Genomic DNA, 25,945 nt, shown 5'->3' on the forward strand with positions numbered 1-25,945 from the left:
TTCAGCTTGATGTATACGCTTACATTAATGCGTGCAGATAGGTTTCTATTATTATATCTAAGGAAGATTATAAAGACTTGAAACTTCAAAAGCAATATTAATTCAGAAAATTTAAATTATTTGATTTTGATAACAAGATAATATTTTAGGATGAAATAAACTATGTCATATTTTTTTCAAGTAAATATCATTGATATTCCTTTAATTCAATAGAGAAAAAAACGTTAATTGTTACTGGGACAATTACTGCAGTAAGTTTAAAACAGAAAACTTGCTTCATATCATAATCGAAGGAGTAAGTTATATCATTAGCATTTCGCTAACAATAGCTTTGTTTAAAATTTTCCTTGGTGGAAAAATGAATCTTTCTTTGGTTCTTTTCCTATTTTACCAATCACTTTTGTTCCTTATTTATATCAATATACAAACTACCAAACATTACATATTATTGAAGTAATTTTCATTTAAAGTTTTTCTCAATTTGATACAATATAATTTGATAACGTACTAGATAACGTTTATAGTAGTTATCTACTGCTAATCCTGACTTTCTTCCGGTTAAATGTCGAATTGTCAAAAGGAGAAAATCAAATGAAACCTTTAAAGTTAGTATTCTTCGCAATGATTGCGATTATGATATTTGTTCTTTGGAAAATGTCCCCGACTGAGCAAAAGACTTTTATTACGAATGATCGAATGAAGGAAATCCAGTCAATAGTGGATGACTCAAGTAAAGGTAAAGTCCAGGCCAACTGGCAAAACGTCGCAGCTATTGCAGCTATTGAATATAATATAGACACTGTAGAACCTTATAATATCGAACAAACCACTAATCTGTTTATCGAAAAAGAAGGAAACAAATATAAGCTTAAAAATATTGAAGAAGTAATGGATACTTTAAAATATACAGATGAACAGAAATCTCAGGTGAAATCCTATATAACCTACTTGGATTCATTTAAAAAAGGTAATAAAAGCAATCAATATGAATTTATTGCTGAAATTGAAAGTGCCGCTGTAGATAATTATAAGGAATATGGTATATTGCCTTCCATCACAATTGCGCAGGCTATCCTGGAATCTGAATGGGGGAAATCAGGACTATCTCAGAAGTATAATAACCTATTTGGCATTAAAGGCCATAACTGGGATGGGGCTGTTGCAAGCATGGACACAACGGAATTTCATAATCAAAAAACGAAAAGTTATTTCAGAGCCTATAATTCGATTGATGAGTCAATCGATGATCATGGTGCATTTCTTAAAGAAAATCAACGTTATGAAAAGCATGGCCTTTTTGAGGCTAACACCTATATGGAACAGGCTCAAGCATTGGAAGATGCCGGCTACAGTACGGCTGAGAATGAAAAAGGCGAAAAGATATACAGTAAAATGTTAACTGATATTATTCAGCAATATCAATTACAGCTAATTGATAGCAATGTCACGTCAGATAAATTATAAAAACAAGCGTATGTGTCTACTTTTGCACATACGCTTGTTTTTTATTCTTAATAGGTGATTTTGGATTAACTGCATAGAATTAAATTTCCAACTTTTTCAAATGAGGTTTGCTAAAATAAATGGTAACTGTAAAAGTGACTTAAGTAATTATTTAATGTAAAGATTGGTTGGTGATCATTTGAATACGTATGGAGACGAATTGTTTAAGGGATCTGTTATGTATTATTCAAAATACAGACCTATGTATCCTTCTGAACTAATTAGATTTCTAGTAGAGAAATTCTCTTTAAATGGAGAGCAGAACCTCCTGGATCTTGGATGTGGAACAGGACACCTCACAATCAGATTTTCTGATTGGTGTAAAATAATCGTTGGGATTGATACTGAACCAGAAATGATTGAAGAAGCTAAACGTCTACATCAAGAGATAAGAATAGGGCAAATTCAATTGTTTAATGGGACTCTAAATCAATATAAGGATCTACATAATGAACAATATAGCCTCGTGACTATCGCTAAAGCCTTTTATTGGATGGACAGACCAACGATTTTAGAGGAACTTTTTCCAATCATTACGGAAGGCGGAGGAGTTGCTATTATCGATAATTATGATCCAAATCAACCACTTACAACATGGCAGGTAAGATTGAATGAAATTATAGAGAAATGGTATGGAACTGATCGAAAAGCTGGAAAGACTACCTATACCCATCCGATTAAAAGTCATGAAGAAGTACTAACTAACTCAAAATTCCATTTAGAGATTCACCAAATTGAACGGTAGAAGAGAGGAGGGTCAATCGGAAAAGACCTGGATATTGAAAAAATATTTTGTACCCTTCCTTCATCTCTTTCCACCAAAATCGCTTTGTCCATGGAGATACGGCCTGTTTGGGATTATCTGGCAGTCGTTTAAGAGATAGAAAGCTTATTAAGAACATGATTGCAGAAAAGACATAGATGAAGTGAATGGGGATGAATAATAAAAATAAGGAGGCAGCTCCCGGTGCGAGAAAGCTCATAAGACGAAGTGTGCCGTCCAATAATGCATTGGCATTTACCAGTTCCTTTTCTTCACAAAGCTCCGGCAGAAGGGAGAAAGAGAGACTTGCGTAAATAGGCTGCATTAAACCCAGTAAGCATTGCAATATGAATAAACCAATAATAGCGCCATAGACCAGAATAAAACCCAATAAAGGAAGTAAATAAGCGAATGAGCGAATCAGTTGTATATTACGCAAAAGTCTTTCTTTAACCATGTAATTTAAAAATGGAGAGCTAATACATTGTAAAATTAACGAAGGGATAAAATAAATCAACCAAAGTATACCCATCCATTCTTTCGAACCAGTCAATTCATACAGTAGTAATCCATTTACAATTCCACCAGCTGCTCCGCCTAATTCAGAAACAATTTCTCCAATCCAAAGAGCTTTAAACGATTTTGAATAATTTTTCATAAAGGATTACCCAAATAATGAAATAGCTTAGTTGAAAAATCTTTAAGCTGAGCAGCATTGATTGAATAGATTCCTTTATCCGCACGAATAAATTTGGCCGATTTTAAAATGGAAAGCTGATGATGCAGAGTTGTCTTTGAAATTAAAAATTGGACGCTTAATTCCTGCAGGGACCTTGGACCTTTAATCAATTGATGAAGCAGCTTTAAGCGGAGCTCATCCCCAAGCGCTTTATGGCCAGCAATTAATTCCTGTGAAGGTACATTTGATTGCCTAAAATAGTCTTCTTTAACTGGATAGAAGATCAGTTTGGTATCTACTGTTCGAATTTCCAGTATCCATGGCCGATAAGAAACATGAGGGACCATCTTTACAGACCATACGGAAGGTTCCGGTATATAATTCGCTCGGCCGCTTATTTGCTCAATGATCTCGGTGGGATTCTTTTCTTCCAATGATTGATGCTGTTTTTCTTCAAATTCCAGTGCTTTTAACCATTTATTCCATTCCTCGAAGCTTCTTACCCATTGATACCATCCATTTATAATGGTTTGATAGAGGACACATATTTCTTTGAATTGATATTTACCAAGATTAAGAACGTAGTCTCCCAAATAATCATGCTCTGAAAAATGTTTACTATACTCAGTAAACAAATGCTTTTCCTTATAATTAATCGCTGTATTTTTACGTGCTTCTTCACAGACTCGATTTTTATATGGAAGAACGGTTTCGTAAAAAGTATTTGGCGAAATATCAGCCAAAGCATCACGAAACTCCTGAATAGAAGATGAAGAAAATTTTGCTTGCAGCATTATCAGTCCATACCAAAGGTTTGTATCTTCGATTTCTTTTAAATCCTTAGAAAGAGATATTGGCAACTTGTTTTCCCAAGAGGACCATATTGCTTCCTGCTCAAAAGTATGCCGCATCTTTTCATGAGTATAGCCAGCAATACCAAGGATAACTTCCCAAACTGGTGAAGATTCTACTTGCATAGATAGCGATTCTATCGATTCAAACGAATAAAGATCCTGCATTTAATCCCCTCCATTTTTTGGATTATATTCAGATTCTAAATTAGTTGAATTATATATTCAATATATTTGGAAAATAAAATTATTTTCCTCTTAATTAATCGATTTAAATATGTGTTATTTCGAGTTGCCGCTAGTAGGAAAATAGACTTCCTTGATGACCAATTCGGTTATATGATTACCACTAGTGAACTTGCATGAACCAATACAGTTTCAGCATTCACCGGAATAAACAACATGTAAAAAGGGATGTAAACAGTTGTTTACATCCCTTAGTCATTAGATTTTCATAACTCCACCTGTACTGGCGGAAGTGACGAGTTTCGAATATCGTGCCAGATAGCCTGTCTTTACCTTTGGCTCAAAACCTTTCCAATTCGCTCTGCGGAGTTCAAATTCCTCGTCTGAAATTTCCAGTTGAATGGTTCGTTTATTCATATCAAGTTCAATGATATCGTCATTTTCAACAAAGGCAATGGGACCGCCTTCAGCAGCTTCAGGTGATATGTGGCCAATGCTGATTCCTCTTGAGGCACCCGAAAAACGTCCGTCTGTAATTAAGCCTACTTTTGCGCCCAATCCTCTTCCGACAATTTGCGAGGTAGGAGCGAGCATTTCCGGCATACCAGGACCGCCTTTTGGGCCTTCATAACGAATGACGACTACATCTCCTTCTTTTACTTTGCCGGTAATAATACCTGATAAAGCATCCTCCTGAGAATCGAAACAAATAGCAGGGCCTCTGTGATAGCCGCCAACTTCGGGATCGACCGCTCCAACTTTAATAATTGAACCATTTGGTGCAAGATTGCCAAACAGTACAGCCAAGCCGCCACGTTCAGAATGTGGATTGCTTAAAGGACGAATTACATCATAATCTAAAATCTCACAGCCCAGCACGTTTTCTCTCAATGTTTGGCCAGAGACAGTTATACATTCTCCGTTTAAAGCACCCGGCTTTTTCAGCAATTCATTAATAATAGCACTGACACCACCGGCATTATGTACATCCTCAATATGATAATCAGATGCCGGCGCTATTTTTGCCAAGTGGGGGACTCGGCTGGCAATCTCATTAATACGCTCCATCGGGTATTCGAATCCAGCTTCATGAGCCAATGCGAGAGTATGAAGGACTGTATTCGTTGAACCACCCATGGCCATGTCAAGAGCAAATGCATTATCAATCGTATCGATGGTCACGATATCACGCGGTTTAATGTCTGTTTTAATGAGCTGCATCAGCTGTTTGGCTGATTGTCTGACAAAATCCTTTCTTTCCTCTGCAACGGCAAGGATTGTCCCGTTACCAGGTAAAGCTAAACCTAAGCCTTCCGCTAAGCAATTCATTGAGTTCGCGGTGAACATTCCGGAACATGAACCGCATGTTGGACAGGCGACCTGTTCAAGCTCCTGCAGTCGCTCTTCATCAATTTGTCCGGATTGATAGGCACCGACACCTTCAAAAACGGAAGTGAGGGAGAGGGAGTTGCCATCTTTATCTTTACCAGCTTTCATTGGTCCGCCACTGACGAAAATAGTTGGGATATTGACACGAAGAGCAGCCATCATCATACCAGGTGTGATTTTGTCACAGTTTGGAATACAAACCATTCCATCAAACCAATGCGCTGATACGACTGTTTCAATAGAATCCGCAATAATTTCACGACTCGGCAAAGAATAACGCATGCCGATATGGCCCATAGCAATCCCATCATCGACACCAATAGTATTGAATTCAAACGGAACCCCACCCGCTTCACGGATTGCTTCCTTTACAATCTTTCCGAATTCCTGCAGATGTACATGACCAGGAACGATGTCAATATAGGAATTGCAAACCGCGATGAATGGTTTTCCAAAATCCTCTTCACTTACACCAGCCGCTCTCAGTAAGCTTCTATGTGGAGCGCGATCTATTCCTTTTTTTATCATATTACTACGCATTTCAGTCATGACAATCATCTCCAATTAGGTAAATTTATCTGTATATTTAGAATTATTCAACATTTTAACATTAAATGAAGTAATATCCTATCATAATTGGAAAAGAATTATATTTTTTATATAAATATCGTAAATTGCTGATGTAACTTTCATACTTGTTGAAACTCTCTTCGTTTGAAGACACATTATTTTCATTTTATTGAAAATCAGGGTAAAATAATGCGTATTACTTACATGACGTTTCATAATATGGATAAAAATTCTGACTTGGTAGTAGAACTTCAATCAAGACAGAAAGGATTTGATCGTTTGTTAGATTACAAGTTAATGGTCACTTTATATGAAGGAGACTATGAGAAATGGGTTAACACTGGGATTGCATTAGGGATTGTTTTGCTATTCATCCTTTTTAGGAAGCTAGTTACGAAGTATGTCTTTCAGTTGATATTAAAATTGAGAGAGGATAAGCCAAATGATTTATTTATTCAAGTTTTTAAAAGCTTTGAAAAACCGATCAGTTGGCTGTTTATTATCATTGGTCTGTACATAGGGGTAAAGTACTTTCCATTCATCAATCAACATAATCCTTTTTTCTTAAAATTATTGCGTTCGATGATTATCTTTTTGATTACCTGGGGATTATTTAATTTGTCCTCACCTTCACAAGGTATTTTATTAAATATTAATGAGAAAATGAATCAAAAAATCGATTTGATCCTCATTCCCTTTATATCCAGAGCCATGAGAGTGATTATCGTAGCCATCAGCATTAGTATTATCGGTCAAGAATTTGATTATGACGTAAATGGATTGGTAGCCGGTCTTGGTTTGGGTGGTTTAGCTTTTGCCTTAGCAGCTAAAGACGCTGTTGGTAATTTAATTGGCGGAATTGTAATCGTCACAGAAAAACCTTTTTCTATCGGTGATTGGATTTTAACATCTAATGTTGAAGGAACTGTGGAGGATATAAACTTTAGAAGTACAAAGGTTCGTACATTCAGCCAGGCGTTAGTGACTGTACCTAATGCTACGCTGGCCAGCGATGCAATCACGAACTGGAGTCGAATGGGAAAACGAAAAATCGATTTTCATTTGGACGTCGCCTACCAAAGGGAGACAGATCAACTTGATAATCTAATAGAGGAAATTAAACATTTGCTGCGCTCACATCAAGGTGTTCATCAGGACACCATTGTCGTAGCCTTCGATCAATTTAAAGATCATTATATAAAAATACTAGTTTATTTCTTTACCAATACTACTGCCTGGGAAGAACATGTCCAAATTAAACATCAAATCAATTTAAGTATCATGCAGCTGTTAGAAAAAGAGGGAATATCTTTGGCAGTGCCTATGCAAAAAGTTTCTGTTGATCCTGAGTTTTCATTAATAAAAGAAAGATCAAATTAAATCATTTTAATATACCACTGTGAATTAAGTGATTCATAGTGGTATATTTCTTTTATAAAGAGTATTCACTATAACAGTGCTAGAAAACCTTAGATATTAACCATATTTAAAAAAGAGGGAATACATTCTTTGCCACACAAGCCATCTCCAATTTCTCCAGTGTTTTACAATAATCAACTTCTACATTTTCAATAGTTTGATTCATACTCAGAACCATTTCCTTTACAATCGTTGAATCCTTATACCATTCTGTATATTGAGGTGGCGAGTGCGATACATCTTTCCATACATATGAGAGTGAAGGGCTATAAAAGTGAGGAGATCCAGATAGCAGCCTGCATTCTCTTAAACGAACTTTATACTTTTTTCCTGGAAATTCTTCATTTATATCATTAAAAAGATGCGGCCAATAATCCTTTCTTGAGCCTGTATGCGGCGTATTTAATGCCCATTGTTCAATTTTCTTCAAACTTCTATCATTAAATAAACACGTATACAAATCCTTTCCAATTTGAATCCGGCTATCGAGCTGTTCAAAGTGATGGATCGTTTTACCCGCAAAACTGATCTTCGTATTATTTTTCAAATAAGGAAATAAAATTTGATTCATTGATAAATGATCTTGTAGAGAAAATTCAGGTTTTACAAGGACCTGATTATGGATATTGGGTTCTTTTATGAGTGTTTCTTCTAAATGGTTTTGTTCATTTATGATAAGTGCCACCGTTAGAAGAGCTGAATCTTTATATTGCCAAAAGTAAGTCCAAACAGTTTGCATATACGCTGAAACAAATAAATGAGGCAATAAGTAGGCGAGATTCCGACCGTATTTAAGTGATTCTTCATACATGAGTAATTGAGGATAGGCATCATTAAAAATCAACCAATTGCCCCGTTCTAAAAACAAAAAGAATGTTTCAGCTTCCTTTTTCTCCAGCAATCTTGATAAACAAGTACCCTTTAAGTCAGTCATATTCCATCCGGCATTTCTGGAAACCATATGGGCAAGAAATGACCAATGGATCTCTGGATGGTTTTGATAAAAAGAAAGATAGGCTTTAGTCCTGGTAATATTATTCTGATTGGCTAAGCTTGTTTTTTCACGTATCATTCTTAAAATCATTTCATCTTCATGCGTCATTTTGTATATTACTTTCTTTTTTTGATCAAGCATCTTTTTCATTTCAGTTAATGTTCCGGATAGTTCTGTTTTTTTCTTTTTAAACCAGGGAAAGGACATAAATATATCTCCTTCTAATAAAAAATAATTAAAGGTGCTCTATTTTATTCTTTGAAAATTCGGTTTATACACATGCATAAAGCGTTAAGATAGACGATTGCCGCTTGGGAGGAGTAATCTAATAAGCAGCATGAATAGCTTTTACTTTGTCAATAATTTGTTCAGTTTCCGTATGAAAGTGAACATATTAGATATTTCAGTCTGTAGTTTTGTGAAAAAATGTTTGATTGAAAAGAAGTGAGGTTACGACATGAAACAACCAAAGACATCAGAGGAATATACATTAGGAAAAATATTGCTATTCTTTATCCCATTGGCTCTGTCAGCTAGTTTGACTTCGGTATCTCACGTTATTATTAACGGGACACTTAGTCGGGCTGAAGCAGCGGAGGTCATTATATCCAACTATGCAATTGCTTTTTCACTGTTTAGTATTATGGAAAGACCGGCTTTAGTATTCAGACAAACAAGCTCAGCCTTAGCAAAAGGGAAGTCGACCTTCCAGGCTATTTGCTCTTTTTTCATAAAAATCATCGTTACTTTAATGCTTATTTGTATGTTAGTCGCGTTTTCACCGCTTGGAGAATGGATATTCACTTATTTATTTAATGCTGAACCTGAGAATATGTCAGCTTTAATGAACACCTTTAAGGTTTTAGCTGTTGTGATTTTACTATCAGGCATCCGTACGTTATATCAGGGAATTATGATTAATCATCTTGAAACAAAATGGGTGACCTATGGTGTGATTATTCGCTTGATTGGTATGATTGCAATTGCATTTTATTTCATCCATTATGCGGATTTACTGTCAAGTATAGCCGGAGCCATCATTTTCTTAACCGGTATGTTAATCGAATGTGTAATCAGTATCTGGAGAGGCCATCGTTTAATAAAGACAGAGAACCTGGATGAAGATGATGAACAGCCATTGACCCAAAGAGAGATTGGAAAGTTTTATACGCCATTGGTCTTTTACTTATCTTTTCAAACGCTTGTAACACCTATCATTTATGCTTGTTTAAGCTTCATTGACAATGTAAATCTCGGGATCGCTTCTTTTGCTCTTGCCTTCAGTGTAACGAATTTGATCATCAGCTTTTTTATGTACACCCATCAGGTCGTTCTTCAATTTTATGATACAAACAAAAAAGCGGTCTTTCAGTGTATTGTGATTTTTAGTATAGTTCCTACAACATTATTGCTTATATTATGCTATACACCTGCAGGCTTCTGGTTTATGGATACGATCTTTGGCACAACCGGTACATTGGCTAAAGAGACATTGCAGGTGCTGCAATTCTTTATTATAAAAATCTTTGTTTTTCCTTGGGTGGATTACTTAGGGGGCATTTTAATGCTAAACAAGAAAACAGGAGCGATGTTAAAGCCACAGCTTTATAATCTGATTACGGTTGTAATTATTTTAGTGACATTTGTTGTCCTGTTCCCTTCATTAAATGGAAGAGCGGGTGCCATAGCTGCTTCTCTTGGGGAATTGGTTGGCTTAGTATTCGTTTTTATGGTGGTGCAAAAATATAATAAGGACATAGATAAGCAAGCTACTCAAATGGAATCCATGTAAGTAAAAGGGAGGTTATTCAGATGAATAATCTCTTTTTTTTTGCAGCTAAAAGACTCATAGCATGAGAAAGAGTGAGGAGAGTAAATATTCTTTGTATCCACCCTATCTGTTATACATATTTCCCCTAAATCATTAGTACTTTTATTACTTTTCTTCCTGTTCTAATTTCTCTAATGCCTATTTTTCAGTTAATGGGTAATTCCTGTCTAGTTAGACCCCTCAATGACGACATATTGCTACCGGTATGACGATATTAAGTACTTACTAAATTAGTAATCTTTATTTCCTGTAAATGAAGAGTCTAAAGTGATGAAAAGCATCCAGGGAAAAGAAGAATAAAAGGTTATAACTGGAAGAGACAATAATGCGAAATGTCTAAAAATTCGACAAATATAAAGTATCTCGTGGGAATTAATATAAAAAGTTGTAAATGTAAGGCATTTTTAGTTATTATAGTAAATATATAGCGCTTTACTAGGTAGTAATTTCATAAACTAGTAAATATTAACTAACGAAATTTATTGAATTATGTAAATATTCGTTATTTCACCCATGGCTACTATACAGAAAATCCAAAACGAAAGAAGGAGAGAACGTTAATGGCTATAAGCTTACAAAAAGGACAACGAATTGACCTGACAAAAGGTAATGCAAATCTAAATACGATTATGGTTGGTTTAGGTTGGGATCCAGTAAAGAAAAAAGGCGGCTTTTTTAGCAGAAGTGCAGATGTAGACTGTGATGCATCAGTTATTATGCTGACTGCAGATAAATTGCAGAGTAATAAAGATCTTGTTTATTTTGGGAATAAAAAAAGTGCTTGTAGTTCTGTTATTCATTCAGGAGACAACTTAACTGGGGATGGCGATGGTGATGATGAATCCATTAAAATCAACTTGAAATCTGTTCCAAATACATACAACAAATTAGTTTTTGTCGTAAACATTTATAACTGTGTTCAAAGAAAACAAGACTTTGGCATGATTGAGAATGCTTATATACGTGTTGTGAATCACGATACAGGCGAAGAATTAGTTCGATTTAATTTGTCGGATAATTATGCTGGCTTAACAACATTGATTACAGGTGAAATTTATCGTCACAATTCAGAATGGAAATTTGCTGCTATTGGTGATGGAACGAAAGATAGCAGTCTATCGGAGATATGCAGCAAATACCAATAATAAATATTAATTAAAATACTGGAGGGAAATAAAATGGCAATTTCATTATCAAAAGGACAAAAAGTAGATCTTACAAAAACAAATCCTGGTTTAACAAAAGTAATAGTAGGTTTAGGATGGGACGTAAACAAATATGATGGCGGACATGATTTTGACCTTGATGCATCCGTATTTCTTTTAAATGAAAGCGGAAAAGTATCCGGCGGAGAAGATTTTGTTTTCTATAATAATACAACAGGTGGTGCTGGTTCCGTAACTCACTCTGGTGATAACTTAACTGGAGAAGGTGACGGCGATGATGAACAGGTTAAAATCTCAATCCAAAGTATTCCACAAAGTATACAAAAAGTTGCTTTTGCTGTAACCATCCATGATGCTGATTCCAGAAGTCAAAACTTTGGTATGGTTTCAAACGCTTTCATTCGAATTGTGAACGAAGAAACGAATGAAGAACTGATCAGATATGATTTGGGAGAAGATTTTAGCATTGAAACTGCCGTTGTTGTAGGCGAATTATACCGCCATCAAGGAGAATGGAAATTTAGTGCGATTGGTTCCGGTTACCAAGGCGGTTTAGCTGCTCTTTGCAATGACTATGGATTACAAATAGGATAATACTATTCGTTTATTAAATAGTAATATACGAATTTGAGAGGTGTGATTTTGCACATGGCTATTCAACTCAGTAAAGGTCAACGTATTGACCTGACTAAAAACGATCCAACATTGCAAAAAATTGTTATCGGTTTAGGATGGGATGTAAAAAACTTTGATGGAGGTCAAGATTTTGACTTGGATGCCTCTGCGTTCATCTTAAATGCCCACGGAAAATGCCGTAACGATTTCGATTTCATTTTTTATAATAATCTTCAAAGTACGGATGGTTCCGTTACCCATACCGGAGATAACAGAACGGGAGAAGGGGAAGGCGATGATGAACAAATCAAAATCGATCTTTCTAAAATCCCCGATGATGTGAACAAAATTGCTATTACAGTAACGATTCATGATGCGGAAGTTCGCCGTCAAAATTTTGGACAAGTTACCAACGCTTTTGTACGTCTTGTAAATGAAGATACGGGCGTTGAGGTTTTACGTTATGACCTTGGAGAAGATTTCAGTATTGAAACAGCTGTCGTATTTTGTGAGGTTTATAGACATAACCTTGATTGGAAATTCAATGCGGTTGGTTCCGGTTATCAAGGCGGGTTACATTCATTGGTTAAAGCATATGGCTTAAGCGTTTAAGCATAAATGATTAGTTAGGGGGAATTATTTCTTTCCCCTATTATTTTTAAGATATACAACGGAGGGTTAACACTTTGGAAATTTTAGAACAAATCTTAAGTACGTATGCATTATTTTTTGACTTGGACATGTGGGCGGAAGTATTAACTGATCCTGTAGCATGGGGACTAATTGGGTCCTTAGTAATCATAGAAGGATTATTGTCCGCTGATAATGCCCTTGTTTTGGCTGTTTTAGTAAAGCATCTTCCTGAAAAACAACGAAAAAGAGCACTTATGTATGGGATGTTCGGTGCCTACTTCTTCCGTTTCTTATTTATTGGAATAGGCGTATACCTCGTTAAATTTTGGTTCATTAAAGTTTTAGGTGCTGCGTACTTAGCATGGATCGTAATCCAGCATTTTCGGTCAAAAGCCGGAGATGGCGAAGACGGCGTAAAACAATTTAATAAAAATTCATGGCTTACACGTACAATCGGAATATTCTGGAGCACGGTTGTTTCAGTAGAATTAATGGATATTGCGTTCTCAGTGGATTCTATATTAGCTGCATTTGCAATATCTGATCAAGTATGGGTACTTTTGGTTGGCGGTATGTTAGGAATCCTAATGATGCGTACGGTTGCCGGTGTATTCTTAACATTAATTGAACGGGTACCTGAGCTCGAAACTACTGCTTTTATACTCATTGGAATTATTTCAGCAAAAATGTTTGCAAGTGTTTTTGGCTTCCATGTATCTCATTATGTATTTTTTGCGATTATCATTGTCGCTTTTCTCGCAACTTTTATCATTCATTATATCAATAAAGGTAAAAATATTGATAAAAACACGGAAATGGCTGCATCTAAAGATAAATAAAAAGATCTGGCTTGAATTAAAGACGGCTACTGTGTTCGTAAACAGTAGTCTTTATTTTTATATGAAAGGAGCATAAGAATGCAACATTTCAGCTATGAATCATCCATAAAAATGAAAGAGATTTTTTATATGGAACCGGAGCCTTTTACGAAATATACAGATAAAGAGGTACTTGCTTATGCCCTTGGTGCCACTCTTTATATGCCTGCTATAAAAGCGAATATCGCAAAGGATATCATTAACAAAAAGTATCAAGAGCTTACTTCATTAGTGATTGATTTGGAAGACTCAGTTGCTGATTGTATAGTTGTGGATGCTGAAAACAAATTGCTGGAACATCTATCTATACTATCTGAGCATCTTGAGGAAAACAAAATAAGCATGGATGAACTGCCGCTTATTTTTATAAGAGTAAGGGACCCAATCCAAATGAGACGAATAACTAAGCTCATTAACGATTATTTGTACATACTGACAGGGTTTGTTTTTCCAAAATTCAATTATGAAAATGGGAAAGAATTTTTAGCAATCCTGGATGAAATCAATAAAAACAATAGCTTACTATATGGTATGCCTATATTGGAGTCAGCTGAAATTATTTATAAAGAAACCCGAATGGATGCTCTATTAAAAATAAAAGAATTACTGGATTCTTATAAGAGCTATATATTAAACATCCGGATAGGGGCTACTGATTTTTCTGGTTTATTTGGTATACGAAGAAAAGTAGACACAACTATTTATGATGTGTCGGTGATTAGAGATTGTATCACGGATATTATCAATCTATTTACCAGACAAGGTGATGAATATGTAGTTTCCGGGCCAGTTTGGGAGTTCTTCTCAAAAGATAACCGTATCTTAAAACCAACACTGCGTGTATCTCCTTTTCAAAGAAGATATGGTAGCTCCGGTCTAGTAAAGCGGACTGAATTAATCAATGAATACTTAGATGGTTTAATTAACGAAGTCCTCCTGGATAAATTAAATGGAATTAACGGAAAAACCATTATACACCCTACTCATATTAAAGCAGTTCATTCTTTATATACCATTACACATGAAGAATATTTAGATGCCATAAGCATCATAGCGAACCGCGAAGGGGATGCAGGGGTATTAAAAAGCATGTATGAAAACAAAATGAATGAAATGAAACCTCATTATTATTGGGCGAAAAAAATTCTACTCCGAGCCAAGGTATTCGGTGTATATAATGTTGATCAAGATTTTACTAGTTTACTTTTATATCAAGGACATGATGAACAAATTCTAGAGGTGAAATGAAATGACAGCAACCAGAGTGAATATAAGAGAAGTAACGCACCAAATACTGGATGATTTAACAGTTGGGATCGAAGTTTTTCATAATCCATATGATTTCGAAACAAATCAGTTATTTAAAATGGCGACTCGCATCAATAAAAAGCGTAATTTTTTATTTGTAAGTACGGTTTTAGGCAAACATCTGGCTGTTAACCCTAAAATACCTCTACTGGTTGGTCATTTATTATCCCTGCGATATTTAGAAGTCGTCTACGGCAAGAAAGATATGCGTGCAGCAAGCATTGCTGAGGCTATAAAAACTGGTGAAAACATTGAGGAAGCCTTGCTTTTAGTTAAAGAGAATCCAATCAAACTACCTAAGCCACTAACCATTATTGGTTTTGCTGAGACGGCTACAGCATTGGGTCATGCGGTATTTAGTTCCTTTGATAAAAATGCAAAATACATACACACAACCAGAGAAAAAATAGCTGAAATCCCTTCAATCATTAATTTTGAAGAAGAACATTCTCATGCCAGCAGCCATTATGTCTATTCAAGCGACCCTGCTTTTTTTGATAACGACCAAGAAATTGTATTAGTGGATGATGAAATAACAACGGGTAAAACAGCAATCAATATTATCCGAAAAATCCATTCTGTTTATCCATCAAAAAAGGTATTTACATTGATATCGATTTTGGATTGGCGCACAGCTGAGCATCGTTCACAATATCAGCAATTAGAAAGAGAATTAGGGGTTACCATACATCCAGTGTCTTTAATGGATGGAACAATCTCGATTAATGGTCAACCTGATTTAAAGCTAGAGGATCAACTTGCTGCTCCTAATCAAACTTCTGAGCAACACGTTTCATATATACCTATCCATCATTATTTTAAAGACCATCACTTTAATCAATTTACTTCTATCAATACTGATGAGTCTCTAAATGCTTCCCCTTATTCACAGGCTACAGGGAGATTTGGTCTGGATATAGAAGAAGAAAGAAGTTTTTCTCCTATTTTTGAAGAGATAGGCGGTATTTTGAAACAGCATCGCAAAGGTAAGAGGACCTTGGCTATAGGTACCGGGGAATTTATGTATATACCTATGATGATTGCTTCGTCCATGGGGAGTGAGGTTTACTTTCAATCTACTACTCGAAGTCCAATATACTCTTTAGAAAAGAGTGATTACCTAATTCATAATAAATTTACATTTGATAGTCCTGAAAATAAAGGGATCGTAAATTACTTATATAATATTGAAATCAATCGCTATGACGAGATATTTATATTTATTGAAAGAAACTCATCTCATGAATCAGTAAATTCCATACTATCCGCATTAAAACAAACCGAAATTAATTTCATTACTGTCATCACTCTAACGGAAATGAATCAGTAAGGAATTCATATCAACCATTTTCTTTCTAATTGGCTAGAACTGTTAGATATCATATATAGTTTCATACTTTTATAGTTATATACTGCTCCACTATACAACCAGGAGGGATTTTATGCTTAAAAGAAAACTAATACCGGATCAAATGGGAAGCTACAACGAAGATGATGCCATATTTTTATTAAGAGATATTAGTGATTACGTTTTTGAAACCAAAACGGAAGAAAGAGAAAGTTTGATCCAATCCGGTATACACTATTCGGAAATGCTCCCTGTCGAATATCATCCTCCAAAAGAATATATAAATTTATTTCATGATACATTAAAAAAATATTCAGAGCGTCTAGCAGTGGCTATTGGAACAGTGGCCGAACAGATTATTGAACGTAAAGGAATGGATAACTTAGTTTTAGTCAGCTTAGCAAGAGCTGGAACACCAATTGGAGTGTTGATTAAACGTTATTACGCCTATAAATATCAAATCAATGTTCCTCACTATTCTATATCTATCATTCGCGGCAGAGGCATTGATGAGGCAGCTATTGATTATATTTTTGAGCAGCATTCTCATGCGAACATTCAGGTAATAGACGGCTGGACAGGAAAAGGAGCTATTACGTTTGAATTAGCTGAAGCATGCGATCAATATAATTCAACTCACTCGAATTATATTGATCCTTCATTGGCCGTGTTAGCCGATCCAGGGCATTGTGTAGATATATATGGAACAAGAGATGACTTTTTAATCCCATCCGCTTGTTTAAACTCTACGGTATCAGGATTAGTAAGTCGTACTGTATTAAACTATGAATTCATGAGCAAGGATGACTTTCATGGTGCAAAGTTTTATAAAGAATTAGCGGATGCAGATTTATCGAATTTTTATGTGGATACGATTAGCGAGGATTTTGGGAAAGTAGAAGAGCAAGTGAAACAATCCTTGGAACACTTACGTCAAGAAGATAAAACACCTACGTGGCTCGGGATGGATTCTATTGAAAGAATTCAAAACATCTACAATATTAGCAATACACATTTTATCAAACCAGGTGTTGGAGAAACAACACGTGTTTTATTGCGAAGAATACCCTGGAAAATCCTAATCAATCCTAATCATTCAAATGATTTATCACATATTTTGTTTTTGGCTAAAGAGCGAAATGTACCGGTTGAGGAATTCAGGGATATGTCCTATACATGCTGCGGAATTATAAAAGAGGTATAAGGAAGGGATTACTATTATTTTATTTACATCCGATTTAGACAGAACTTTAATTTATTCAAAAAATATGATGGACAAGTACCCCATCGATAATCAAATAACACCAGTCGAATTTAAAGATGATCAGGTTATTACCTATATGTCTCAAACTTCTATTGACCTTTTACAACAATTTAATAAACAACATCTATTTGTACCAGTAACGACAAGAGCACTATATCAATATGAGAGAATTGAAGTATTTCAACAGAAAATAAAACCTAAATATGCGATTGTGAGCAATGGCGGAACGATTTTAGTAGATGGAAAGCCCGACTCAGAGTGGGACGATTTTATTAAAAACCATCTCTCTGTTACTTCACTTCCACATCATGACATGCTAAATACGTTCGCAAAGATCCGTCATGATTCCTGGGTTGAGCGTGAGTTTTATATCGATTCCTTGTTCTATATGTACCATGTAAATAAAGATACCTTACCACATCAAGAACTGCTGTCCTTTGAAGATGAATTAAACAAAATCGGATGGAGAACATTTTTGCACGGAAGAAAACTCTATATACTGCCAAGTAATTTAAATAAAGTTTTTGCAGTGGAGCATTTAAAAAAGCGGCTGGACTATGATATTCACACTGCTGCCGGGGATTCCCTTATGGATTATGATATGATCGCGATTGCCGATAAAGGATATAGTCTAAAGCATGGAGAGCTTTACGATGTCAAACCGAACGATCCAAAAATAAACTGGTTAAAAGGTAAAGGAGCAGCTTCCACAGAGGATTTAATTAAAAATCTTCTGAGCCTGTAAGAAAGCTGTAACTCGGTGGGAGTAAGAGTATAAAGTACTATCCCACTGGGTTACTGCTCATTCTTTCAATTGTTTTAGCAATTTTATTTCTAACTGAATAGCGATTCCTAAAAAACATCTATGTAATTGACCGAAAATATCATAGATTTTTTAGTTTATAGAAAAACTGACTAATTACGGGCGTATAATATTCTCCCAAAGTTATATTTTTTGTAAAAAAAGAGCAGATTTCCCAAATCTCTTAGCGCAACTGTAAAAAAATAGATATATAATATTAATGTACGAATCATCTTAGAGAAAGGAGTTTAAATATTGAATTACATAAAAATAGAACCTTTATTAAACAAATCTACAGCAGAATGGTTAGAGTTATTTCTTTCTTCTATTCGTACAAGACCATCCTATCATTTAGATGAATCAACTTTTCGTTTTCAAAGAATCAGTCTCCGAGTATTAGGTATTCCGCTCGACGAAGATGAATACTATAACTCCTTATACGACATGCACCAAAAACCTTTTATACATGTGTTAAGTGAAGAATTGGATAAAACAATCGATAATCAGGTCTTCCAAACTATACAGGATGTTTTAAACTTACATCGGACAGAAAATAAAGGATTATCAATTAAACGATTGATAGCCATTTTTTATGGTAAAAACTTAATACCTAAGCATACGGATTCTACCATTAACAGGCATGTACAAATATCAATCATTAAAGTGGTTGAACATTTTAAAGATAAACAGAAGAGCGGGTTGCTCTCACCTGAATTCCGCAGATTTATCATCGATATGATTAAGTGGCTTAAAAATCATTGGGAAAAATGGTCTAAAGACCTCCAAATAGGTTCAGATTTTCCGAAAGTCGTTTGGTATGGAGATCTATCCTTAAGTCAGCAATATTTTTTATTACTGCTCATGGAATTTGGTTGTGATGTTTTAATTTTGCATCCTGCCGGCACAGACTTTTTTAGCGATCTTGATCGAGAAAATGAATTTTCACTACCCTATGTGTATACGAATAAAGGGAAGCTAGAACCATTCCCTACGAAAGAAAGAGAGCGGCAAACAACTGTAGCGTATCGAGCCAACAAACAGCTTGAAATCATGTTAAATGATCATGAGTCTGGTATTTATAAACCTTGGCAATTTAGAAATTTCAAGCCTTCATCTACAACATTAAGAATGACCTATGATGATGTATTTATATATGCAAAAGAAAAAGCAATGATTAGGCCTCAATTTAAAATTGATAAGGATCGAGTAATCATTCCTGTCATATTCACAAAAATCAATGGAGTTTCACGAGATCGAGCGGATTATTGGTCTAAAATGAAGGATCTCAAGGATTCTTCACTCTCGAAAAACATTCGCGAATTTCCTTTCACGACAAAGACAAAAGCCAATTATCATTTTCACTTTCAGCATTCCTTAGATAAAGATGGCGCACTGTCACCCGAAAAAATGCTCGCAGGAAATTGGTGGAGATATGGAAATTTGCCGATTGAGCTGCAAAGGGCCATCGCCTGGACGATTAAAGAGTACTGTGAACATCCTAAATTACTAAAGCTGAATCATGAAACAGAATATGATTTGCAATTATTTTTATTTAAACAAGCGAGTTTGATTCCTGAAGATTTTCTGAAACAATTACAACAATTCGATTATTCTCAAGATGTGCCCAGAATCGTTCTATACAATATGGGAACTAACAGTACATTTACCCGTGAGGATGCAGCACTGCTGCTGTTTTTAAATGAATTTGGCGTAGATATTGTGTTATACCATCCAGCAGGACAAACCGATATAGAAAATTTTGTAGACCCATCTCATTACGATACCCATTGGCTAGAAGATATTGTTTTTGAACAAGAAATTCAAGACTTTCAGCAAGAAGAAAAATCATTCATTAAAAAGATTATTAAAAGAATATTTTGACTGATATCTATAAGGCTGAATCAACAAATATTCCAATGATTGGGGAAATTACTAATGGTAAATGAATTACAGATAAAACAAAATACAGATCTGACAGAACAGTCTGCTAATGAAGTTAGAATGCAGCTGCGCAATGAAGCACAGGTTCTTCAAATTGTAGAAAATATGGATCTTCGAAATCAAAATGAATTATTATCACTTGGGAGAGCACCCGCAGAACGACTTTCTCAGTTTTCAGACAGAATATTAAACACCATGGCACTTTCAAAAATTGATGAATCCGGTGAATTATTAATTCAATTAGAGAAATTAATGAAACGATTTGATAAAAACGAAATCATGAAAGAACCTAATTTCATCGCAAAACTATTTAAAAAAGCGAAGGCGACCACGGAAGCTCTCTTTAAAAAATATCAAACATTAGGTGGAGAGCTTGATAAAATTCATAGAGAATTTGCGATGATTGAGGATGAATTAAAGCGGACAAATCAAAACCTCGAAGGCTTATATGAAGAAGATATTGAATATTATTTCGAATTAGAAAAATATGTAGTAGCTGCTGAAATGAAATTAGAGGAAGTAAATCAGACGTTAATCCCCGAGTGCGAACAACGAGTTAATTCAGGCAATCAAATGGCTCGGATGGAGCTGGAAAATCTTCGTACAGTCAAAGAATTATTAGAAAGAAAAATTGATGATTTAGAAAAAGCCCGTATGGTAGCTGTTATTGCCGCTCCACAAATTAAAACAATGCAACGCGGTAATAATGATTTAGTTGCAAAAATAAATAGCGCCTTTGTGACAACCATTCCGATTTTTAAAATGGGCATTATTAATACGGTCAGTGCGAAACGTCAAAAAGTACATTCGGATTCATTGAATGCATTTGAAGATCGCACGAATCAAATGTTAAAGGATGTCACTAGCGATATTATGAATCAAAGCATTGAGATTGCTCAGCGTTCCGGTAGCTCTAGTATTAAAATGGATACCATTGAAAATATGTGGGATACGATTGTTAAAGGAATAGATGAATATAAAAAGGTTAAGGAAGAACAGTCTATGCAACGGATTGAAGATAAAAAACGTTTGGAAACGATTAGAGAGGATGCGAAACGTGTCCTATCCCAATCCTAACCGATTACCCCTATCTATAGTGAAGATAGGGTTTTTTTTATATTCTTTATCACCAATTGGCTGGTAATTCGAGTGAATATTAGCTTTTTTATCGATTCATTTGAAATATCGACTTAATATGATTCTTTTTCTATCTAAAATTTGTAAATTAAAATATAATTAATTTATGTAAATAAAATACAAATAAGGAAGGTGTAATATAATGGTTAACTTAAATAAAATTGAATTAAAGAAAAAAGGACAAAATATCAATCTAACAAAAAGTACGAATCAATCACTCGGAGAACTGCTCGTAAACCTAAATTGGAATCAAAAAAGTGCTCCTAAATCCGGTGGATTCATGTCTGCTTTATTCGGTAAGTCTAATAATGTCGACCTTGATCTTGGTTGTTTATTTGAAATGAAAAATGGAGAAAAAGGCTGTGTCCAAGCTCTTGGCAATGCTTTTGGCAATTATAACGCAAGACCTTTTATAAAATTGGATGCTGATGACCGTACGGGAAGTGCCATAGGCGGAGAAAATCTTCGGATTAACGGAGATAAAGTCACCGAAATCAAGCGAATTTTAGTATATGCATTTATATATCAAGGAGTAGCTAATTGGTCTCAGGCAGACGGTGTCGTAACTCTTAAGTATCCTGGAGGTTCCGATGTAGAAGTAAAACTAGATGAACATCTGAACGGGAAAAATATGTGTGCAATAGCAATGATAGAAAATGTTAACAACGAAACATTCAAGGTGGAAAGACTAGTAGAGTACTTAAAGGGTCATCAGGATATGGATCGTGCTTTTAATTGGGGTATGAACTGGGTAAGTGGTTCAAAATAAAAGATTGTACCACAGATAGCAATTTAAAAAATAACAAGGGAGAGTTACGGATGCAGCCGATCTTATTAAAAAAGAATATTGCTAAAGTTGTTTTAGAGAAGAAGAAATTACAAGGCGTTGTAGCCAGAGTAGGAGTTGTGTTAGACATATCAGGTTCTATGCGAGCTTTATACCGTGACGGGGTTGTCCAGGAACAGTAGAGAGAATCCTGGCTGTAGCAAGCCAATTTAATGTAACGGTTCATTGGATGTATGGGTCTATGACAATGAATTTTCCAGGCTGCCTGTTGTTACAGAAAAGGATTTTGTCAATTATGTCAATGATAAGATAGTAAATAATCAGTCCATACATAAGTTTGGAAGAAATGACGAACCACAAGTTATGAAAGATGTTATACATAAATATATGAAAGAAGAACCAGCAGATGAGCCAGTCTTTTTAGTATTTATTAATGATGGCGGATGTAAATCAGGTATTAAAAAGATTATTGCAAATTCTTCAAAAATGCCGATTTTCTGGCAGTTTGTAGGTATAGGTGATTCTAATTTTGATGTGTTAAGAAAGCTGGATACAATGGAAGGCCGACTTGTGGATAATGCAAATTTCTTTCATCTATATAATTTGGAAGATGTGTCCGATGAAGAATTGTTCGATCAATTATTAAACGAATTTCCACAATGGTTAGAGGAAGCAAAGCAAAAGGGGATCTTGAGATAATATACTCAAAAGCTCTATATTTCCTTAACAAGGATTAATCTCTATAATAATTTTTGAATGATACCACACAAAAACACAAACGTTATATGTTTATGAAATGGTTTCATTCATATTTAGAGAAGCTAAGTGCGGTTGCTCCACCGACCGGACACCAACGAGTTGGCGAAAAACACGAACATTGGCTATTTTCTTTATAAAAGTTCGAAAAATTAGAGATTATGACTGTAATTTTTACAAAATGCTATTTTTAATAAAAAGAACATATGTTCGCACTTTGTTTTGCAGTCTATTCGATCCTATGAATAGAATCGTATATTTCGTGGTATTAACCTATATAATCAGATATCAATTATATAGGGGTGAACTATATTGACAAAACAGACAAGTGACGATTGCAGATTAGGCAATTTTGAAAAAGAATATGAGCTCACACCCGGGACCATTCGAAATCGTAATGGCAGGGATACACGCAGTGATAAGAAAATCGGGACGATACGAAAAGAATCGGATCACCACAAAAAGAAATAAAAGAAAATCACAATCTACAAACATATCGTTTTAACGGATCAGTAACGTGAGAGAGCTATTCATTTTCATATACTACGTGTAAAAGGAGCTTGATGATGGCAAAAACGACACTGAAATCAAAAGCAACTTTAATTAATAATGTACAGGTCGAGGTCGAAGCAAGGGGACATAAGGTGACAATTGATGAACCGGAAAGAGCAGGAGGAACAGATCTTGGCATGAACCCATTAGAACTCCTTCTTTCATCACTCGGTGCTTGTCAAACCATTATGGCTCAAAGTTATGCGGATAAAATGGGAATTCAATACGATCGTTTAGTGATCGAGCTTGAAGGTGATTTAGATACGGGCGGTTACAAGGGAAAACCAGGTGCAAAAGTTGGTTTAGAGGAAATTCGTTATTTCGTCCATATGGAGTCTAATGCGCCTCAAGAAAAAATCGAGGAATTTATCCGTTATATAGAAGCACATTGCCCAGCACTTGATACCTTAATCAATCCAACAAAAGTTGTATCAAAAGGCGTTAAGGTCACACAAACAAAATAAAATTTTACACCGTCGCGGTATTAGTGACGGTTTTTATTTATATAGAGACAAAAAACCCAACTTACTTAGAAGTCGGGTCGTTTGATATTTAGTCTTTACTTAGTTCCATTTCTCTTAATTGTACATGACGAATCTTTCCTGAAGTCGTTTTTGGTAGCGCCTCGGTAAATTCAATGCTCCTCGGATATTTATAGGGAGCGGTTAACGTTTTTACAAAACTCTGTAGGTCAGCAATCAGTTCTTTTTCTGGATGCTGTTTATAAGATTCTGTTAGGACGATAAAGGCTTTAACAATATTTCCTCTAATCGAATCAGGACTACCTACGACTGCACATTCCTTCACGGCAGGATGCTTGATTAAAGCATCTTCCACCTCAAATGGTCCAATTGTATACCCGGAGCTAATAATGATATCGTCGCTTCGACCCTCAAACCAAAAGAATCCGTCTTCATCTTTTAAAGCACGGTCACCTGTAATAAAGTATTCGCCTTTTCTTTGCGAAAGTGTACGTTCCGGATCTTTATAATATTCTTTAAAGAGAGCAGGTGTACTAAGATGAACACCTATATTACCAACTTCACCTGCTTGGCACAGCTGCCCATTTTCATCGACAATTTCTACTATATTTCCCGGTGTAGCTTTACCCATGGAACCAGGCTTATTTGGGATATCTTTTAATTGACCGATTAATAATGTACTCTCGGTTTGTCCATAACCATTGCGAATCGTTACATTAAACTGATTGTAAAAAGCATTTATTACCTCTGTATTTAGTGCTTCACCAGCGGAAATTGCGCTATGGAGATAAGGTAATTTGTACGTATGTAAATTTCCACTTTTTACAATTAACCGATATTCAGTAGGTGTACAGCAGAAAACATTTATTCGATATTTATCCAGCAAAGCTAAAAAGGTATCAGCATTGAATTTTCCATTATACACGAAGCCCGTTGCTCCTGTTCCAAGTACGGATAGGAAGGGACTCCACACCCATTTTTGCCATCCAGGAGCGGCTGTTGCCCACACTAGGTCATTTTCATTGATAGACATCCAATTCTTTGCAGCTGTTTTCAAATGAGCATAGCCCCAGGCGTGAGTATGTACAACTGCCTTTGGATTGCCTGTTGTGCCGGAAGTATAGGATAACAAAGCAATATCATCCCTGGTGGTGTTGGCAGCTTTAAATTGAGAGGAAGCTGTTTTCACTTTTTCATCTAGTGAAATCCATTGATCTTTAACATCGCCAACACTGAATTTAATCAGCTTATCAGAGTCAGGCACCGCATCAATTTCAGCTGTGAATTTTTCATAACAGACAACCGCTCGGGCTTCAGCGTGCTGGATTCTAAAAGCCAAATCTTTTGCACGGAGCATTTCTGAACATGGAATAAGTACAATACCGGATTTCAATGCTGCCATATAGATGGCATAAGCCTCGATTATACGGGGAACAATCACCAGTATTTTATCTCCCATTTGTAATCCCGCTTCAGCAAATACATTTCCTATTTTATTAGCTTCTTCGACTAATTGTTTATATGTAATTGATCTAGTCAGACCATCCTGATTCTCCCACTTTAGAGCCAATTTCTCTGAATCTTTGGCATAACGCTCAATTTCCGTTGTTAAATTATAGACATGAGGAGCTATTAATTCTTCTCTTTTCATAAAAAAATCCTCCTAAAATACGAATCAAGTATATAATACCTGTTGTCATATGCAACTTTTAGTATCAGGTGTTAAAAACAATTTTAGCTATTTTTTACTGACAAGTAAAGGAAAGAGAATAGGAATAATTTTTGTAATGGCTTACAAGGTTGATATAGCAGAAGAATAAAATTGAACAAAGTTTAATAGGAGAGGACATAAATGGAGTATCTTTATTTTATTTCTTACAGATTGTTTGAAAAATATTAGACTATCCATCCGGAAGAATGGAAAGTATTACGGTGGAATAATAGGTTTAACTTAGTAAGATGATTCGTGAAAACCATATAGAATTCTATATACGTAAAAAAGAGAACCTATCAACTTTTAATTAAACGACTATAAATCGACAAAATAATGATTCCAAGCCCGCTATACTTATACTAGTTAATAAGCAAAGG

The 25,945-nt window shown here is 35.3% G+C and carries 21 protein-coding genes and 2 pseudogenes; 18 read left to right on the top strand and 5 right to left on the bottom strand.

Annotation, left to right across the window (positions count from 1 at the left end; genetic code table 11):
• Positions 1–591: 591 nt before the first annotated feature.
• Both AC4BHP_RS05795 and AC4BHP_RS05800 read left to right on the top strand, forming a co-directional pair.
• Entirely contained in the window at positions 592–1,464 is an 873-nt protein-coding gene (locus AC4BHP_RS05795; RefSeq protein WP_490551585.1) for a glycoside hydrolase family 73 protein, read from the top strand.
• 178 nt (positions 1,465–1,642) lie between these two features.
• Positions 1,643–2,248, top strand: a complete 606-nt coding sequence (locus AC4BHP_RS05800) for a class I SAM-dependent methyltransferase (RefSeq protein ID WP_490551588.1) — start codon at positions 1,643–1,645, stop codon at positions 2,246–2,248.
• Here AC4BHP_RS05800 and AC4BHP_RS05805 read toward each other — a convergent pair.
• From AC4BHP_RS05805 to ilvD, 3 genes are all read right to left on the bottom strand, one after another.
• The gene (locus tag AC4BHP_RS05805; RefSeq protein ID WP_490551590.1) at positions 2,205–2,924 is read right to left on the bottom strand and encodes an MFS transporter; all 720 of its coding nucleotides are present in this window, start codon (positions 2,922–2,924) and stop codon (positions 2,205–2,207) included. The genes AC4BHP_RS05800 and AC4BHP_RS05805 overlap by 44 nt on opposite strands.
• Complete coding sequence (locus tag AC4BHP_RS05810; protein WP_066103758.1) at positions 2,921–3,964, bottom strand: ArsR/SmtB family transcription factor; 1,044 nt, start codon at positions 3,962–3,964, stop codon at positions 2,921–2,923. Before AC4BHP_RS05810 ends, AC4BHP_RS05805 begins: the two co-directional genes overlap by 4 nt.
• A gap of 276 nt (positions 3,965–4,240) precedes the next feature.
• The gene (gene ilvD / locus AC4BHP_RS05815; RefSeq protein WP_490551676.1) at positions 4,241–5,929 is read right to left on the bottom strand and encodes a dihydroxy-acid dehydratase; all 1,689 of its coding nucleotides are present in this window, start codon (positions 5,927–5,929) and stop codon (positions 4,241–4,243) included.
• Between the two features lie 201 nt (positions 5,930–6,130).
• On the opposite strand from ilvD, the gene AC4BHP_RS05820 reads away from it, so the two are divergent.
• Positions 6,131–7,321, top strand: a complete 1,191-nt coding sequence (locus AC4BHP_RS05820) for a mechanosensitive ion channel family protein (RefSeq protein ID WP_254654698.1) — start codon at positions 6,131–6,133, stop codon at positions 7,319–7,321.
• 106 nt (positions 7,322–7,427) lie between these two features.
• Here the strand turns inward: AC4BHP_RS05820 and AC4BHP_RS05825 are convergent, their stop codons facing one another.
• Positions 7,428–8,561 (bottom strand): DUF2515 family protein, encoded by a 1,134-nt coding sequence (locus AC4BHP_RS05825; RefSeq protein ID WP_066103759.1) that lies wholly within the window; start codon positions 8,559–8,561, stop codon positions 7,428–7,430.
• Between the two features lie 250 nt (positions 8,562–8,811).
• On the opposite strand from AC4BHP_RS05825, the gene AC4BHP_RS05830 reads away from it, so the two are divergent.
• From AC4BHP_RS05830 to AC4BHP_RS05900, 15 genes and pseudogenes are all read left to right on the top strand, one after another.
• On the top strand, positions 8,812–10,146 hold the full coding sequence (locus AC4BHP_RS05830) for a multi antimicrobial extrusion protein MatE (protein WP_490551594.1): 1,335 nt from the start codon (positions 8,812–8,814) through the stop codon (positions 10,144–10,146).
• A 599-nt stretch (positions 10,147–10,745) separates the two neighbouring features.
• Positions 10,746–11,330 carry a TerD family protein gene (locus AC4BHP_RS05835; RefSeq protein ID WP_066103763.1) on the top strand — a complete coding sequence of 195 codons (585 nt, stop codon included), beginning with the start codon at positions 10,746–10,748 and terminating at the stop codon, positions 11,328–11,330.
• 33 nt (positions 11,331–11,363) lie between these two features.
• Complete coding sequence (locus AC4BHP_RS05840; protein ID WP_066103765.1) at positions 11,364–11,945, top strand: TerD family protein; 582 nt, start codon at positions 11,364–11,366, stop codon at positions 11,943–11,945.
• 54 nt (positions 11,946–11,999) lie between these two features.
• Complete coding sequence (locus tag AC4BHP_RS05845; RefSeq protein ID WP_066103766.1) at positions 12,000–12,578, top strand: TerD family protein; 579 nt, start codon at positions 12,000–12,002, stop codon at positions 12,576–12,578.
• A gap of 128 nt (positions 12,579–12,706) precedes the next feature.
• The gene (locus tag AC4BHP_RS05850) at positions 12,707–13,438 is read left to right on the top strand and encodes a TerC family protein (protein ID WP_373925477.1); all 732 of its coding nucleotides are present in this window, start codon (positions 12,707–12,709) and stop codon (positions 13,436–13,438) included.
• Positions 13,439–13,516: 78 nt separating this feature from the next.
• Positions 13,517–14,725, top strand: coding sequence for an HpcH/HpaI aldolase/citrate lyase family protein (locus tag AC4BHP_RS05855; RefSeq protein ID WP_490551597.1), 1,209 nt, complete (start codon positions 13,517–13,519; stop codon positions 14,723–14,725).
• A 1-nt stretch (position 14,726) separates the two neighbouring features.
• The gene (locus AC4BHP_RS05860) at positions 14,727–16,115 is read left to right on the top strand and encodes a phosphoribosyltransferase family protein (protein WP_490551598.1); all 1,389 of its coding nucleotides are present in this window, start codon (positions 14,727–14,729) and stop codon (positions 16,113–16,115) included.
• Positions 16,116–16,227: 112 nt separating this feature from the next.
• The gene (locus AC4BHP_RS05865) at positions 16,228–17,337 is read left to right on the top strand and encodes a cysteine protease StiP family protein (protein WP_490551600.1); all 1,110 of its coding nucleotides are present in this window, start codon (positions 16,228–16,230) and stop codon (positions 17,335–17,337) included.
• A gap of 16 nt (positions 17,338–17,353) precedes the next feature.
• On the top strand, positions 17,354–18,142 hold the full coding sequence (locus AC4BHP_RS05870; protein ID WP_490551678.1) for an HAD family hydrolase: 789 nt from the start codon (positions 17,354–17,356) through the stop codon (positions 18,140–18,142).
• A gap of 312 nt (positions 18,143–18,454) precedes the next feature.
• Positions 18,455–20,080 carry a YceG family protein gene (locus AC4BHP_RS05875; protein WP_490551601.1) on the top strand — a complete coding sequence of 542 codons (1,626 nt, stop codon included), beginning with the start codon at positions 18,455–18,457 and terminating at the stop codon, positions 20,078–20,080.
• Between the two features lie 54 nt (positions 20,081–20,134).
• The gene (locus AC4BHP_RS05880; protein WP_066103781.1) at positions 20,135–21,217 is read left to right on the top strand and encodes a toxic anion resistance protein; all 1,083 of its coding nucleotides are present in this window, start codon (positions 20,135–20,137) and stop codon (positions 21,215–21,217) included.
• A gap of 199 nt (positions 21,218–21,416) precedes the next feature.
• A pseudogene (locus tag AC4BHP_RS05885) lies at positions 21,417–22,046 on the top strand (TerD family protein); the annotation flags it as partial.
• A gap of 50 nt (positions 22,047–22,096) precedes the next feature.
• Positions 22,097–22,763 (top strand): annotated as a pseudogene (locus AC4BHP_RS05890) (vWA domain-containing protein).
• 369 nt (positions 22,764–23,132) lie between these two features.
• Positions 23,133–23,291 carry a hypothetical protein gene (locus AC4BHP_RS05895; protein WP_175354256.1) on the top strand — a complete coding sequence of 53 codons (159 nt, stop codon included), beginning with the start codon at positions 23,133–23,135 and terminating at the stop codon, positions 23,289–23,291.
• A gap of 95 nt (positions 23,292–23,386) precedes the next feature.
• Positions 23,387–23,836 (top strand): OsmC family protein, encoded by a 450-nt coding sequence (locus AC4BHP_RS05900; RefSeq protein WP_066103785.1) that lies wholly within the window; start codon positions 23,387–23,389, stop codon positions 23,834–23,836.
• A gap of 88 nt (positions 23,837–23,924) precedes the next feature.
• Here AC4BHP_RS05900 and mbcS read toward each other — a convergent pair whose 3' ends face one another.
• Positions 23,925–25,505, bottom strand: a complete 1,581-nt coding sequence (gene mbcS / locus AC4BHP_RS05905; RefSeq protein WP_490551607.1) for an acyl-CoA synthetase MbcS — start codon at positions 25,503–25,505, stop codon at positions 23,925–23,927.
• Positions 25,506–25,945: the final 440 nt, after the last annotated feature.

The organism is Pradoshia sp. Z4_20 (genome assembly GCF_058216035.1).